This is a genomic window from Guptibacillus hwajinpoensis (assembly GCF_020171785.1).
GTDB classification, from domain to species: domain Bacteria; phylum Bacillota; class Bacilli; order Bacillales; family Guptibacillaceae; genus Guptibacillus; species Guptibacillus sedimenti.
The window spans coordinates 536,214-550,639 of the sequence record NZ_JAIVAE010000002.1 but is presented as its reverse complement, the minus strand read 5'-3'; the positions used below and the strand labels follow the sequence as shown (position 1 = coordinate 550,639).

Below are 14,426 nucleotides of genomic sequence, written 5' to 3'. Positions count from 1 at the left end.
ATTTACTATATAAAATGATGATAACACTTATACCTTTACTTTTGTTAGACTCTCCTAATGAGTTGAAATTCGTCAAAAAAGGTTCCCTCGTGGTCAACTACGTACAGGAACCCATGTTTTTACAATAAGTATAACGAAAAATCGTTCCACTTCATTATTATAAACAATGTTATAAAATGTTTTTATTTTGAAAATGGGAGGTGATGGATAACATTCTTTCTTTTCGAGCAAGGTCATAATTAAGGTCTGATATTTCAATAATCATTTCTTCCGATAACCCCAAAAGAATGCTTAAATCTTTAATCGTTGGATTCATTAATTGGTTTTTGTAAAAGCGAATACCCAATCTAAGCTGATTTTGAAAAATTTCCTCTTTTCTTTGAGTACTCCTCTTTTGTAACACCCGCACGAACATCATCTCCCATATCATTAATTCAATTGACTTGCTGGTACTTTTTCATCTCTTTTTTCGATGCCGCTCCAGAATACCTCAAACATCGTATCAATAAGTAAATCATGATTAGAAATCGTTCCATATAAGTGCTGAAGAGCCGCAGAACCAATCAAAGAATAAAATGTTATGGCTAAGTAAGGAATGTCAAAACTTTTTTTGATTACACCTTCATTTTGTCCCTGTCTAAATATTTGTTCTAGAAAGTTCAGCGTACTTACTTTCGCTTCTATGATTCTTGAATTTACAATGTTTTCAATTTCTTGGGGAGGTGAGATTTGATTCTTTTTCCAGAAGATCGAAATATCCGACTCTTGAATAGAAGTATCCTTTGCTTTGAGAAGCATATGATATAAAACGTTTTTATCAAATGTCTTTGGAAGATTCTTTCGCCCATCTAGCCAATACTGATCATGAAAGTCTAGTACATAATCAAGTACGCTGAGATACAATTCTTCTTTTCCACTGAAATAACTGTAAATGGATGACTTTGTAAGATTCGTTTCATTCGCTATTTCTGATATAGAGGCACCTTCGTATCCTTTTTTAGCAAAGAACTTCAATGAATTCTTAATGATTTTTCGCTTGGTTTCTATCTTCCTCACCCCCCTCCGAACGTTCGGTCACAAACATAATAAGGTAAAAATCACAATATTTCAACTATTAATGCGCTATTACCCAGATTAAAAAACAAGCTTTCGATTCGTATTCCTGAACTACCCGATGATAGGCTGATCTTTACCACTTAGAAGATCATTGATCATTTGTTTGTGCTCACCAAATAAATCTTCTGGTAGCTCATTCAACGAGAAAAAGGCAGTTTTATATGACTCGCCACTCCCTCGTAGCACACCTTCAAAATCTTGACATCTGAAAAGAATTTGAACCGGCGACACCTGATCGCCATTATCGAATATTTTTTCTTTATCCGGGCCTGAATAAATCCCAAACAGCGACATTTCCTTTAGCATTAGTCCCGTTTCTTCCAACACTTCTCTTCTTGCCGTTTCCTGAACCGATTCATTAAAGTCCATAAATCCACCAGGTAATCCCCATGACTCACTATCCGTACGAAGTTGTAGCAAAAGGCGATTCTCCGCATCGAAAACCATTGCTCCCGCGACGACCATAATCACTTTTTCGTGACCTACCATCGAGCGTAAGTGCTGTATGTAATCCATGAATGACCTCCATTCTATACTTATGTACATTTACTACTATATTCATAGTTGAAGAAACTGTAAATGAGCACGAAAAATGTATGGCTCCACAGAAAAAGCCAGTGCGCCGGGCACTGGCTTTGGATTTATTTGAATGATTTCACGCCTAAATAATGGTCTTGCCAAAAGTCGTAGCTAAGATCAGTAACTTCTACACCGCCGCTACCAGCGTGGATGATTTTGTTGTCGCCGATATAGATTCCGCTATGTGAAGCTCCTTCTACATCATAAGTGCCTTCAAAAAAGACAACATCTCCGATTGCTGGAGATTCTACTTCTGTTCCGTCATATTTCCACATATCACGTTCCGTTCGTGATATGTCGACGCCAGCTTCGTTAAACACATATTGGATGAAGCCACTGCTATCAAACCCGTCTGGTGTCGTGCCGCCCCATACATATGGCGTTCCGATTAAGCTTTTCGCAGTGGATACGACGTCAGATTCCGAGACGGACTCAGTAGGTGCTTCATCTGAAGTCGGTTCTGTAGCTTCGGAATTATCATTGGCAGATAGCGCACCCATAACCTCAGGTCCAGCTATACCGTCAACAGTAAGTCCCTTCTCTTCTTGAAAATCTTCAACGGCATCTTCTGTGATCTGACCAAAAATACCATCTACGTTATAAGTATAATAACCGAGTGATTCAAGTTCTGTTTGCAACGCCGTAACAGCCTCGCTACGATCTCCACTATTTAGAACATTATTTGACGAAGAGCTAACAGAATCACTTTGCTTCACCTCATTTGAATCGACCTTAGCAAATGCCCCATCACTCAAGACCGGAGAAAAGACCATCGCGGCCACCAAAGTAGATGAAGCAATTCGTGCGGTTAATCTAGACTTGTTCATGTAAATTCCTCCTGTAACTGATTCTAGCTGAAGTTTGCAACTTGATAGATAGATGAAAATTTAAGATATGTAACTACTAGCAAACTAGGTGCCGTGTGATTTCCACACTCCTTCGAGCCGATTTACTCAGTCTAACAGAAAAGTTCTATCATGAGGTTTCACTGTGATTAAGCCTGGATGATAACTTTTACAAAATGCATTCACGATGTTACTAGATGTATCATCATTCAATTAAATGTGAGAACCATCACATTTTCCCCGACAAAAATGAAATATAATGAAAGAGTCAAATACCCCTACAGGTAATTAAAAAGGAGACGATCATATGAGTAAGAAAATTGTCATTGTTGGTGGCGTAGCTGGTGGCTCAACAGCAGCAGCTCGTTTAAGAAGATTAGATGAAACGGTAGAGATTGTCATGTTTGATAAAGGTGAGTATATTTCTTATGCCAACTGTGGGCTCCCATACTATATAGGTGGAACGATTGAAGACCGCAAGAAACTACTCGTCCAAACACCAGAAAGCATGGCAGCAAGGTATAACTTTGATATTCGTACCCTGAGTGAAGTCACACGAATTGATCGCGAAAAGAAAACTATTTCTGTGCATGATTTAAAATCTGATCAAACTTACGAGGAAACGTATGACCAACTGATTCTTTCACCAGGAGCCCGTCCAATTGTGCCACCGATTCCTGGTCTTAACGAAGCAAAGGCACTCTTTACGCTTCGAAATATTCCTGATACTGATCGGATCAAAGCTTATGTTGATAAAGAGAAGCCATCCCAAGCTGTTGTTATAGGCGGTGGCTTCATCGGGGTTGAAATGGCAGAAAACTTGAGCGACCTCGGCATGAACGTCACATTGATTGAAATGGCAAATCAAATCATGCCACCACTCGATTATGAAATGGCCGCGATCGTTCACGAGCACCTTAGAGATAAAGGCATTAACCTGATTTTAAATGACGGTGTAAAGGCTTTTGAAGGCAATGGAACGAAAGTAGCCACCGTAAGCGGAAAAGAGATCGATACGGATCTGATCATTTTGTCAATCGGCGTCCGCCCTGAAAATGAATTAGCTGTCCATGCCGGGTTAGCTGTAGGAACACGAGGTGGCATTCAAGTAGACGAATACCTCCAAACGAGCGATGATTCCATTTATGCGATTGGCGATGCCATTGAAGTGAAGTGTTTTATCAACAAACAACCAACCATGATTCCTTTAGCATGGCCCGCAAACAGACAGGGACGACTCGTTGCGGATAACATTTACGGCAAAAAAAAGCCGTATAAAGGGACACTCGGGACATCCATTGCCAAAGTGTTTGACTACACCGTTGCTACGACCGGAAATAATGAAAAAACCTTAAAAAGCCTTGCCATTGCTTATGAAGTCGTGCACGTTCATCCAGGTTCACACGCAGGATATTATCCAAACGCCCACCCTATTGCCTTGAAGCTCATTTTTGATAAAGAAACCGGAAAGATCTTCGGTGCTCAAGCAGTCGGTAAAGATGGCGTGGATAAGCGAATCGATGTCATCGCAACCGCGATTAAAGGTGGCCTAACCGTTCTCGACCTCCCTGACTTAGAGCTCGCCTACGCTCCTCCTTACTCTTCAGCTAAAGATCCGGTGAATATGGCGGGCTACGTGGCGAGTAACATCGTTGAAGGGATGATGGAAACCATTCAGTGGCATGAGATTGATGCGATCGTGGAAAACGGCGGTACACTTATTGATGTGCGAAGCCCTCGGGAATTTAAGAATGGTTTTATAAAAGGAGCTATTAATCTTCCAGTTGACGAATTACGGAGTAAGCTTCATGAACTGCCACAGGATGAAACGATTTATGTGCATTGTCAGGTTGGGTTACGCGGATATATTGCGACACGTATTCTTCGAGAGAATGGGTTTGAGGCGGTTAACCTCGATGGAGGGTATCGGACTTATGAGCAGGTTAAGTGGGAATAATTATTATTAATTTATTAATAAGGATACAACTAAAACCATTTGTATTCAGAATCATAATATTGCGGAAGATAAAAAATCATCCTTTATTTAAATAAAAAGTGCAAAACGAAAGACGAGTCTTTAGAATTATACTAAGACTCGTTTTTAATAATTCAGTATTTTCTACACATTTTGTCTCTTTTTAATTCTCGTACTCCTAGTTCGATATTTCAATTCTCAGTTACATATAGTATTTAATAATTTTCCACCTCTAATATGGTCGGATAAAATCCACATAAAACATGATTATTATTAAAGAAGTACTACTAAAAAATATATTACCTACAGTAAAAGTTCTCTTCAGTTCCTTCTTAAAAAATGGCAAAAACCCTAAAGTATATCTTTGAAGAAAATAAAGCATGCTGAAAACAACTAAAAAGGTGCCAGTAACCGATACTCCATTTAGTACCAAATCCATCCTTGAACACCTCCTAGATTTATTTTATAACACCTTTAAATTATTATGAAGAATTTTTTAGAAATCTACTCGTTTTCTTTATCTGGGATATCACTTGTTTCATCGAAAGTTTCAATTAACTTGGCCAACTCTTCAGGAGTTTTAACATCTAAATCATGTATGTATTTTTCAAGTAACATGTCCTCTTGAATTCTTTCCTGTCGCCTATCTAGAAAATCAGATACTTCATGAATTAAGCTATTCATTTGAATTTCATATGTTCCACCACCAACTGCTTCTGGAATGTCAACGTTAATTCCACCGCCAGCCAACCCTACAAATATAAGGCCGATTGCAAGAATAGTAACATAAGTGCCTTTCAATTTTATTTTCCCACGGGAGTTTACATTTATTTTTGTTGACACTTGATCTAAATTTATATCAATACTTGAATACCTTCCAAATTCCTCCACCAAATCAAGTAATTCATTTCCCATAGCAAAAAAGGCTCTAGTAGGGATGTCTTCTTCTTTTCTTACTTCAAGACTTATATATCCCAAACCGTCTTCTCTTATGTAGAAATCATGTATCATGCTTTCAATTACATCCTTATAGTCTTCAGCATCAGTAATAGTGTGTTGAGCATGTTGCAATAATTTGAACATCGAGATTTCAACATCCCACTTTGTGTATTCATTAATCCATTTAACTTTCCTTCTTTTAGAGTATGGGCAAAGGTTTGGATTTTCTAATAACTGTTCTTCGCTAACTTCAGCAGTATAAGGTATATCATTTTCAATTTCACCTACAGAAAACTCATTTGAGTTAGGACCAGTAATTACTACTGAATCACCTTTTTTAATTACATTAGCAAAAACCCTTAACTGTTTTATAGAGGTTCCAATTCTTTTTGTTTCGGGATGATTATTTAGTATTTTTAATTTAATATCATCTTCTGTCATAGATTCTATATCTTCGAATGTTATTTCATTCCAATTCACACCTATGAAATTGCCTCTTTTAAATTCATTATAGTATTTACCACTTTGGGTCCTGACTAACCAGTAATTTTTATTTCTTGGAATTATAGGTATTTTATTCATAAGAGCCTCCTATCAAACATAATTGAAATACATAATTGTATCAATTTTACTTTATTTTCAATTTTTTGTCTACAATTTCAATTTTTATCGATGAATTAAAGATATTACTCATCACAAATTAATCAAAATATTCAATTTAATCAATCCTCAATACAAAAAAACCCTCAACACAACCGTGTCAAGGGGCCTCTCTTATTCATATCTTAGTAAGTCGTCATATACTGTTCGCGTTCCCAAGGGTGTACTTGCGTACGGAACATATCCCATTCGATTTCTTTTGCTTCGATGAAGTGCTCGGCTGCGTGCTCGCCTAGTGCTTTCATCATCACTTCGTCTTTTTTAAGAAGTTCAAGCGCATCGTGTAGTGTTGCTGGAAGGTCTGTAATGCCTTCTTCTACACGTTCTTGCTTATCCATCACGTAGATGTTGCGCTCTGTTGGCGCTGGTGGCGTCATTTTGTTCTTGATGCCGTCAAGTCCAGCTGCAAGTAGAGCTGCCATTGCGAGGTACGGGTTCGCAGATGGATCTACGCTACGTACTTCGATACGTGTGCTGATTCCGCGGGAAGCAGGAACACGGATAAGCGGGCTACGGTTACGAAGAGACCATGCTACGTAGCAAGGAGCTTCGTATCCAGGTACTAGACGCTTGTAAGAGTTAATTGTTGGGTTTGTGATCGCTGTGAATGCTTCAGCATGCTTCATTGTTCCAGCAATGAATTGACGTGCTGTTTCACTTAGACCAATCTCATCTTTCGGCTCGTAGAATGCATTTTCTCCGTCTTTGAAGAGGGACATGTTCGCATGCATCCCAGATCCGTTAACACCGAATAGTGGCTTCGGCATGAACGTTGCGTGCAGGCCGTGCTTACGAGCAATTGTTTTAACTGCTAGCTTAAACGTCTGGATGTTGTCACACGTTGTAAGAGCATCAGCGTATTTAAAGTCAATCTCGTGCTGTCCTGGCGCTACTTCATGGTGAGATGCTTCGATTTCGAAGCCCATGTCTTCAAGCTCAAGAACGATATCACGACGGCAGTTTTCACCAAGGTCTGTTGGCGCAAGGTCGAAGTATCCGCCTTTGTCATTAAGTTCAAGCGTTGGTTCACCGTTTTCGTCCATTTTGAATAGGAAGAATTCTGGCTCTGGTCCAATGTTGAAGTCAGAGAAGCCAAGCTCTTCCATTTCTTTTAGAACGCGTTTTAGAACTGAACGAGGATCCCCTTCGAATGGCGTGCCATCCGGGCTGTAGATGTCACAAATTAGACGAGCGACTCTCCCTTTTTCAGATGACCATGGGAAGACTACCCATGAATCAAGATCCGGGTAAAGATACATATCGGATTCCTCGATGCGTACGAAACCTTCGATCGAAGAACCGTCAAACATCATTTTATTATCAAGAGCTTTCTCAAGCTGATCAACTGGAATTTCAACGTTCTTAATAATCCCTAGTAGGTCAGTAAACTGCAAGCGAATGAACTTAACGTTCTCGTCCTGCGCCATTTTCTTAATATCGTCTGCTGTGAATTTGTTCGCCATGTAAAATGAATCCTCCTTAAGAAATAAAAAGATTTAGTGAATGCTTTGGATAACCGAGTGCTTCACGTCTTAACGCTCTTTTGCTCTATCCACTTGAGGACAGTTTCACGCAATTCTAAAATTCAGAATCGCATTAACATTCGAAATTGCCGCTCCCTTCTTCACTTACTCTCATCATACACGAATGTTTACGTTATCGTGTTAACGTACGTTAGATAATATCACATGCTTTTTCGCGCAAAAAAAGGCAGGGACTGAAATCCCTACCTTTTACCCTTATGAAACAGTAATCAAACCTTTTTTCAACAAATCATCAACGGCACGAAGCACGCTAATTTTCACGTGTTCAAACGTTAGGCCGCCTTGGACGTACGCAACGTAAGGTGGTCTTAACGGTCCGTCAGCTGATAATTCAAGGCTCGCTCCTTGAATAAATGTTCCCGCTGCCATGATGACATCATCCTCATACCCTGGCATATAGGCAGGTTCAGGACGTACGTGTGCATTGACCGGAGATGCCGCCTGGATCGCCTGACAAAACGCAACCATTCGCTCTCTGTCATCGAACTGAACCGATTGAATGAGGTCGGTTCGCTTGCTGTTCCAGTGAGGTGTTGTGTTGAACCCAGCTTCTTCAAGGAGCGCTGAGCTATAGACAGCGCCTTTCACCGCTTGACCTACTGTGTGTGGTGCAAGGAAGATGCCTTGATACATTTCCTGTAGCGAATAAAGCGATGCCCCTACTTCTCTCCCGATTCCAGGGGACGTTAAGCGATAGCCGCAAAGCTCAATTAAATCTTCTCTCCCTACAAGGTAACCGCCCGTTTTGACGATACCTGCGCCAGGGTTTTTAATCAGTGATCCGGCAATAAGATCAGCCCCAACGTGACATGGCTCCTGCACTTCCACAAACTCACCGTAGCAGTTATCAACGAAAACAATCACATCTTCTTTAATTGATTTAACAAATGCAATCATTTCTTCAATTTCTGCGATGGTAAATGACGGACGATTCGCGTATCCTTTTGACCGTTGAATCCCTATCATTTTTGTTTGCGGTGTGATGCCCCTCTTCACAGCGTCAAAATCCACCGCTCCGTCCGCTAAAGGAATCGCTTGATAACCAATATGAAAATCCTTTAACGATCCGTTTCCTTCTCCACGAGTGCCAACGATTTCTTCTAACGTATCGTACGGTGCACCGGTTATATAGAGAAGCTCATCGTTTGGACGCAGTACGCCGAATAGCGCAGTTGAGATCGCATGCGTACCAGAGACGATCTGAGGCCTAACGAGCCCTGCTTCGCCGCCGAATACGTCCGCATAAAGCTGTTCAAGCGTATCTCTTCCCGTATCGTCATAGCCGTAGCCTGTGGATGGTGTAAAATGAAAGTCGCTAATGCGATTTTTGTGAAATGCCTCAAGAACGCGGTATTGATTCGCTTCAACTCGCGCATCGATTTCTCTTAAAACTGGCTGAATTTTTTCTTCAGCCTGCTGTGATAATGTTTTTAGTTCTTCTTGATGTGTAAAATTCATAAACATAGTTTTCTACTCCTAGTCGTTGTTCCACTCGTTAATAATGCGCTTGTATAAATGTTCAGGAGCGTATCCTTTACATCGATAGTGATCTTTTTCTTCATCCCATTTACGCTCAATTAGAACAGTATTACGCTGTAAGTAAGCGAGCTTGTCGCCCTGGTCTGCATTAATTGAAATCGAGAAATACTCCATCTGCTTTAACACTTCGCTTTGTAGACGGTCGTTTAATCGCTTTAAATCTGCTTGCTTTAGAGCTGAAATGAGAATCTGTTCATTCACGCTACTTTGCACAGACGGATCTGCTCGATCAATTTTATTAAAGACGGTAAGGACGGGAATGTGCGACGCTTTTAGATCTTTTAATAGCTTTAGCACGATTTCTTCATGACGTTCCCGATCAGGATGGGACGCATCAATGACATGCAGAATTAAATCTGCTTCTGTGGCTTCTTCAAGCGTTGATTTAAACGATGCGACAAGCGTTGTTGGGAGGTCCTGAATGAATCCTACCGTGTCTGTTAACAGCACGTTGTAACCATTCGGAAGCTTCAGCTGTCTCGTCATCGGATCAAGTGTTGCAAATAGCTTGTCCTCTTCATAAGAATCGGCTTTCGTTAGTCGATTAAAAATCGTTGATTTACCAGCGTTCGTATACCCGACTAACGCCACTTGAAGCGTTTCGTTTCGCTTTCGTCGCGCCCGGTACTGATCACGGTGCTTCACCGTATTGTCGAGCTGACGCTTCAGGTCTGTGATCCGGTTACGGATATAACGACGATCCGTTTCAAGCTTCGTTTCACCTGGGCCTCTTGTACCAATACCGCCTCCAAGCCTTGATAAGGACGTTCCCTGTCCTGCAAGGCGCGGCAGCATGTATTGAAGCTGAGCGAGCTCAACCTGAAGCATGCCTTCTCGTGATCTCGCTCGCTGTGCGAAAATATCTAAAATGAGCTGTGTACGGTCAATGACTCTTGCGTCTAACGCTTCTGATAAGTTTCGAAGCTGACTTGGGGAGAGCTCACTATTGAAGATAACAATTGTTGCTTCTTTTTCTTCGATTAACGAGGCTAGCTCTTCGACTTTCCCTTTTCCTATAAAGGTTGCCGAATGAATACGCTCTCGCTTTTGTGAGAGCGTGCCTTCCACGACACCGCCTGCCGTTTCGGTTAATGCCGCAAGTTCATCCATCGTATATGCAAACTGTGCATCTGTTTGATTTTGAAGCTGAATGCCGATTAAAATAGCCGGTTCAGCTGCTTCAATTCTTTCTTTATTCAAATGTACGTTCCCTGCCTTTATCAATCAGTCTGTTCCCATCATACCAGATGCGCATTTAATCTTCTATAGGGATGTCTTCTGGTAAGAGCAGCTCGAGCGCCGAGCGATCAATGACGTCTGCCTGAAGCAAACGGACCGCCTGCTTTCGGATTGCTTTTTCAATAATGTTCCGAACAAAGCGACCGTTGCTAAATGCACTTGTTTCCCGCTCACGCTTCTTCAAAAAGCTTTGCTTTAGCTTCCACTCCGTCTCTCTTGAAAACCGGTACTGTCTCTCTGCGGCCATCTTTTTTGCGATCTCAAGCAGCTGCTCATTTGAATAATCCGGAAAATCAATCACAAGTGGAAACCGCGACGGCAAGCCAGGATTTAGCGAAAGAAAGTGCTCCATTTCATCTGAATAGCCTGCTAGAATAAGGATAAAGTCTTTGTGGTGATCTTCCATCGCCTTCACAAGTGTATCAATCGCTTCTTTACCAAAATCTTTCTCGCCACCACGCGCTAGTGAATAGGCTTCATCAATAAATAGAATGCCGCCTTTTGCTTTCTTAACAAGCTCTCTCGTTTTTTGAGCGGTATGACCAATGTATTCCCCAACAAGATCAGCCCGCTCCACTTCAATCAAATGCCCCTTAGAAAGAACGTTCATCTCTAGAAAAAGCGTTCCTAATAGGCGGGCTACCGTTGTTTTACCTGTGCCGGGATTTCCTTTGAACATCATGTGAAGTGCCTGCGTATTTTGTTTTAAGCCATTTTCCTCTCTGCACTTGTTCACATAAAGCCATGCATACACTTCTTTTAGTAAGTATTTCATTTCTTTTAACCCGATTAGCTGTTCCATTTCCTGCTGAATTCGCTCAAGCGGCATATGCTTTTTCGTTGCTTGACTTAGTGCGGCATCCGCCGTCTCTTGTAGTCCTTCCGTCTGACGAAGGACGATATTAATTTGACCTTTTCGTTGCGTTACGGTTTGCTGCACGATGCTCACCTCGCTTTAATCTGACACGATAGTATACGCACCTGCCCAGAATCCGTGACAAACGCCCAAAAGAAAAACACTCCTTAAGAGTGTTTAACTTGTTCCGATCCGATCAACAAAGGATTCAGGAATATGAATTTTCTGTTCGCCTCTCTTCGCTTCATACGATCTGTAACGAGTGAGCACATCACCTTTTTCAACGACGTCAATCTCAAGCACATGCCCATCTGAACGTTCGAGCATCTTCATGAATATATCGTTCTCGTGGAGCGTATATAAAACAAAACGACTTCTTAAATAAGAAACCTCTTTCTGTTGCACTTCGGGAAGTTCGGTAAAAACGTCATAAAAGTGCTGCATGGAGGCAACGTGCTTCCCTTTACCCGCTGCTTTCGTCACGCTAACAATTTGTTCAGCTTTATCCCTAATTTTCTCAACAATTTTATTCATGTGTTCCCCCATGATTATTTAATTTCTGGTAGGTTTCGAACTTCACTCATCATCTCAGCGCCACACAAAGGGCAAGCAGGTGTATCAGAAAACGAGTAATCGGCTCGCATCCAGCCAGCACAATCTCCACTCGCACAAGACCAGACGTCCGTATCTACTTCTGGAATAGGTTCCTGCTGCTGTTTTGAAAAAAAGGCCATGTCTAACCGCTCCTTTACGATTTGGTTATCAATAGTATTTCCAATTATCCCAAAAACATGTAACCCAAAGTAAAACAACACGTGCACTGATTTTGTTATAATGGAACAAAATGAGAGGTGGTCATCGAATGGAGCTTTTTAATCAGCCGCTTCCAGACTTTCTAGAAGCGTACCTGCAGTCGCTCGAACGAAAAGGACGCAAGGCATCTACACTCCGCCGCTATCGCTATGACCTCGTTGATTTTACCGTCTGGCATCGCACTCTCCATCGAAAGGTCGATTTCGAGAATTTTCGTAATCTCACAACGGAGCAGCTACAGGAGTATATTCGCTATTTGCACCTTGAGCGTCACTATTCAGAACGAACATTAAAGAGAATTATGACTGTACTAAATCAAGTATATCGTTATTATATGTCGTTAAATCGAACAAAGACCAATCCAATGAAAGAAGTCGTCCTACCAACCAATGAAGATGCCGGTTATATCGAGACCGACTTTCTCCAAGAAGAAGAAGCGCAAAAACTTCTTGAAACGATCGTGTCACTTGAAGATTTAACGGACAACCAGCTAAGAGCACGGGAATTTCTGATTGATCGGAATTTGATCATTGCCAGGCTTTTCCTCAATTATGGTTTAACGTTACAAGAGCTATCTGCTCTTTCTATGAAAGATCTTTCATTCGAACAAAATGAACTAGTCGTCACTTCGGCTTCCGGAAAACGTACCGTTCATTTAAATCCTGAGCACAAGAAAATTTTGTTCGATTATTATCATACGATTCCCGCGCCCGTTAGACCAAGGCTTCATAGCGATGATCCGCTGTTTGTTTCATTTGATTTTCAACGCCAAACGTATCGCTGGAGTTATGAAGTGGATCGTCCGAAGCGTCTAACCGAAATCGCGATTCAAAAAATGATTCGCCTTGAAGTTCAGCGTGCCGGCTTGCGAAAAGGCGTATCTGCTCAGCATATGAGACGAACATGCGTCATTAAGGCTATTGAAAATGATCTTTCCGTCGACCAGCTGCGCATGCAGTTTGGATTAAAAGCCGATCTCACACTGAAACGCTACTTCGATTATATGGAAAAACAACAAATTTCATCATAGTAAATATGAAAAAGTCCCTCATCCTGCTTTTACCAGAACGAGGGACTATGTGTTTACTTGTCAGATTCAAAATTTATTTCAACGGATCGCTGTGGAGCGAACGTAGAAATGGCGTGTTTGTAAATCAACTGCTGTTTTCCATCGGACTCAAGGATAATCGTGAAATTATCAAATCCTTTAATTGTCCCTTTTAGCTGAAATCCGTTAAGCAGGTACACCGTTACAAAAACGTTGTCTTTTCTTAATTGGTTCAGGAATTGATCCTGGATGTTAATTTGCTGCTTCATTGTCAGTCCTCCTCTTTTTCTCTAAAGGCATTCCTTAACTACATTTCTATCTTTATGCTAACTTTCCTGCAACAACTTTCAAGATTTCTTGAATTTTTTCTTCACGATGCGCGGTCATGTTGTACCAGTCCATGGCCATCTGATGACGAAACCACGTTAATTGTCGCTTTGCATATCGCCTTGAGTTCTGCTTTAACTCGAGGACCGCATCTTCTAATGAAACACGTTCTTCAAGATAATTATAGATTTCCTTGTAGCCAATCGCCTGTACCGATTGACAGTGACGAACGCCATCATGATAAAGTCGCTGAGCTTCTTCAAGTAGTCCAGCCTCCATCATCAGATCGACACGCTTGTTTATGCGCTCATAAAGCACATCGCGATCCATTGTAAGACCTACATTGACAAGATTGTAAGGAGACTCTTCAGGTAAAGCATCTTTTGAAGCAGAGACCGGTTCACCCGTTACGTGATACACTTCTAAGGCTCGAATCACTCTTCGAACATTGTTTGGATGGATTGTCTCGTAACTCACTGGATCAACGTCTTTTAGTCGCGCGTGAAACATGGCCGGCCCTTCTTCTTCCGCTTGTTGCTCAAGCTGCTTGCGATATGCCGGATCTTCTCTTGCTTCTGAAAAGGCGTACTGATGGGTAACGGATTTCACGTATAGACCCGTACCCCCAGCAATAATCGGCACTTTTCCACGGCGATTAATATCCGTAACAAGCTCGGTGGCAAGCTTTTGAAATTCAGCAGCTGAAAAACTTTCCGTTGGCTCCTTAATATCAATTAAATAATGAGGAATGCCTTCCATCTCTTCTTCTGTTACTTTCGCTGTCCCTATGTCCATGCCACGGTAAATTTGCATCGAGTCGCCGCTAATAATTTCACCGTCAAGCGCCTTCGCAAGTTCAATGCTTGTTTTTGTTTTCCCAACCGCTGTAGGACCTAAAACTGTTACTAGTTTCTGTTTAGTCATCACTCTCACGTACTTTCCTGCA

At 41.4% G+C, this 14,426-nt stretch carries 14 protein-coding genes; 2 read left to right on the top strand and 12 right to left on the bottom strand.

Annotated features, from left to right (window positions below; translation table 11 throughout):
* Positions 1 to 429: 429 nt before the first annotated feature.
* The 3 genes from LCL91_RS03250 to LCL91_RS03240 all read right to left on the bottom strand — a co-directional run bounded on the left by LCL91_RS03250 (position 430) and on the right by LCL91_RS03240 (position 2,522).
* Positions 430 to 1,056, bottom strand: coding sequence for a TetR/AcrR family transcriptional regulator (locus LCL91_RS03250; protein WP_224879877.1), 627 nt, complete (start codon positions 1,054 to 1,056; stop codon positions 430 to 432).
* Positions 1,057 to 1,167: 111 nt separating this feature from the next.
* Positions 1,168 to 1,632 (bottom strand): NUDIX hydrolase, encoded by a 465-nt coding sequence (locus LCL91_RS03245; RefSeq protein WP_224879875.1) that lies wholly within the window; start codon positions 1,630 to 1,632, stop codon positions 1,168 to 1,170.
* Positions 1,633 to 1,757: 125 nt separating this feature from the next.
* The gene (locus tag LCL91_RS03240) at positions 1,758 to 2,522 is read right to left on the bottom strand and encodes an NlpC/P60 family protein (RefSeq protein WP_224879873.1); all 765 of its coding nucleotides are present in this window, start codon (positions 2,520 to 2,522) and stop codon (positions 1,758 to 1,760) included.
* Between the two features lie 325 nt (positions 2,523 to 2,847).
* On the opposite strand from LCL91_RS03240, the gene cdr reads away from it, so the two are divergent.
* Positions 2,848 to 4,497: a CoA-disulfide reductase gene (cdr, locus tag LCL91_RS03235; RefSeq protein ID WP_224879871.1), complete on the top strand. Its 1,650-nt coding sequence runs from the start codon at positions 2,848 to 2,850 to the stop codon at positions 4,495 to 4,497.
* A gap of 522 nt (positions 4,498 to 5,019) precedes the next feature.
* Here the strand turns inward: cdr and LCL91_RS03230 are convergent.
* The 7 genes from LCL91_RS03230 to LCL91_RS03200 all read right to left on the bottom strand — a co-directional run bounded on the left by LCL91_RS03230 (position 5,020) and on the right by LCL91_RS03200 (position 12,026).
* Positions 5,020 to 6,036, bottom strand: coding sequence for a hypothetical protein (locus tag LCL91_RS03230; RefSeq protein ID WP_224879869.1), 1,017 nt, complete (start codon positions 6,034 to 6,036; stop codon positions 5,020 to 5,022).
* A 203-nt stretch (positions 6,037 to 6,239) separates the two neighbouring features.
* On the bottom strand, positions 6,240 to 7,577 hold the full coding sequence (gene glnA, locus LCL91_RS03225) for a type I glutamate--ammonia ligase (protein ID WP_165995448.1): 1,338 nt from the start codon (positions 7,575 to 7,577) through the stop codon (positions 6,240 to 6,242).
* 276 nt (positions 7,578 to 7,853) lie between these two features.
* Positions 7,854 to 9,122: an aminotransferase class I/II-fold pyridoxal phosphate-dependent enzyme gene (locus LCL91_RS03220; RefSeq protein WP_224879867.1), complete on the bottom strand. Its 1,269-nt coding sequence runs from the start codon at positions 9,120 to 9,122 to the stop codon at positions 7,854 to 7,856.
* A gap of 12 nt (positions 9,123 to 9,134) precedes the next feature.
* A complete protein-coding gene (gene hflX / locus LCL91_RS03215) occupies positions 9,135 to 10,397 on the bottom strand; it encodes a GTPase HflX (protein WP_224879865.1) in 1,263 nt (420 codons plus the stop codon).
* Positions 10,398 to 10,452: 55 nt separating this feature from the next.
* Positions 10,453 to 11,379: a stage V sporulation protein K gene (spoVK, locus tag LCL91_RS03210; RefSeq protein WP_224880163.1), complete on the bottom strand. Its 927-nt coding sequence runs from the start codon at positions 11,377 to 11,379 to the stop codon at positions 10,453 to 10,455.
* A gap of 90 nt (positions 11,380 to 11,469) precedes the next feature.
* Positions 11,470 to 11,826, bottom strand: a complete 357-nt coding sequence (locus LCL91_RS03205) for a hypothetical protein (RefSeq protein WP_224879863.1) — start codon at positions 11,824 to 11,826, stop codon at positions 11,470 to 11,472.
* A gap of 14 nt (positions 11,827 to 11,840) precedes the next feature.
* Positions 11,841 to 12,026, bottom strand: coding sequence for a cold-shock protein (locus LCL91_RS03200; protein WP_098443435.1), 186 nt, complete (start codon positions 12,024 to 12,026; stop codon positions 11,841 to 11,843).
* Between the two features lie 128 nt (positions 12,027 to 12,154).
* Between LCL91_RS03200 and LCL91_RS03195 the strand changes: the two genes are divergently transcribed.
* The gene (locus LCL91_RS03195) at positions 12,155 to 13,135 is read left to right on the top strand and encodes a tyrosine-type recombinase/integrase (protein ID WP_224879861.1); all 981 of its coding nucleotides are present in this window, start codon (positions 12,155 to 12,157) and stop codon (positions 13,133 to 13,135) included.
* Positions 13,136 to 13,188: 53 nt separating this feature from the next.
* Here the strand turns inward: LCL91_RS03195 and hfq are convergent, their stop codons facing one another.
* Entirely contained in the window at positions 13,189 to 13,422 is a 234-nt protein-coding gene (hfq, locus tag LCL91_RS03190; RefSeq protein WP_048309744.1) for an RNA chaperone Hfq, read from the bottom strand.
* Between the two features lie 52 nt (positions 13,423 to 13,474).
* A complete protein-coding gene (gene miaA / locus LCL91_RS03185) occupies positions 13,475 to 14,413 on the bottom strand; it encodes a tRNA (adenosine(37)-N6)-dimethylallyltransferase MiaA (protein WP_224879858.1) in 939 nt (312 codons plus the stop codon).
* Between the last annotated feature and the right edge of the window lie 13 nt (positions 14,414 to 14,426).

Bases quoted from the DNA above. Each gene is read 5' to 3' on its own strand.
- LCL91_RS03245 (WP_224879875.1), bottom strand. From the start codon at position 1,632: ATGGATTACATACAGCACTTACGCTCGATGGTAGGTCACGAAAAAGTG.
- LCL91_RS03240 (WP_224879873.1), bottom strand. From the start codon at position 2,522: ATGAACAAGTCTAGATTAACCGCACGAATTGCTTCATCTACTTTGGTG.
- cdr (WP_224879871.1), top strand. From the start codon at position 2,848: ATGAGTAAGAAAATTGTCATTGTTGGTGGCGTAGCTGGTGGCTCAACA.
- LCL91_RS03230 (WP_224879869.1), bottom strand. From the start codon at position 6,036: ATGAATAAAATACCTATAATTCCAAGAAATAAAAATTACTGGTTAGTC.
- glnA (WP_165995448.1), bottom strand. From the start codon at position 7,577: ATGGCGAACAAATTCACAGCAGACGATATTAAGAAAATGGCGCAGGAC.
- LCL91_RS03220 (WP_224879867.1), bottom strand. From the start codon at position 9,122: ATGTTTATGAATTTTACACATCAAGAAGAACTAAAAACATTATCACAG.
- LCL91_RS03205 (WP_224879863.1), bottom strand. From the start codon at position 11,826: ATGAATAAAATTGTTGAGAAAATTAGGGATAAAGCTGAACAAATTGTT.
- LCL91_RS03200 (WP_098443435.1), bottom strand. From the start codon at position 12,026: ATGGCCTTTTTTTCAAAACAGCAGCAGGAACCTATTCCAGAAGTAGAT.
- LCL91_RS03195 (WP_224879861.1), top strand. From the start codon at position 12,155: ATGGAGCTTTTTAATCAGCCGCTTCCAGACTTTCTAGAAGCGTACCTG.
- hfq (WP_048309744.1), bottom strand. From the start codon at position 13,422: ATGAAGCAGCAAATTAACATCCAGGATCAATTCCTGAACCAATTAAGA.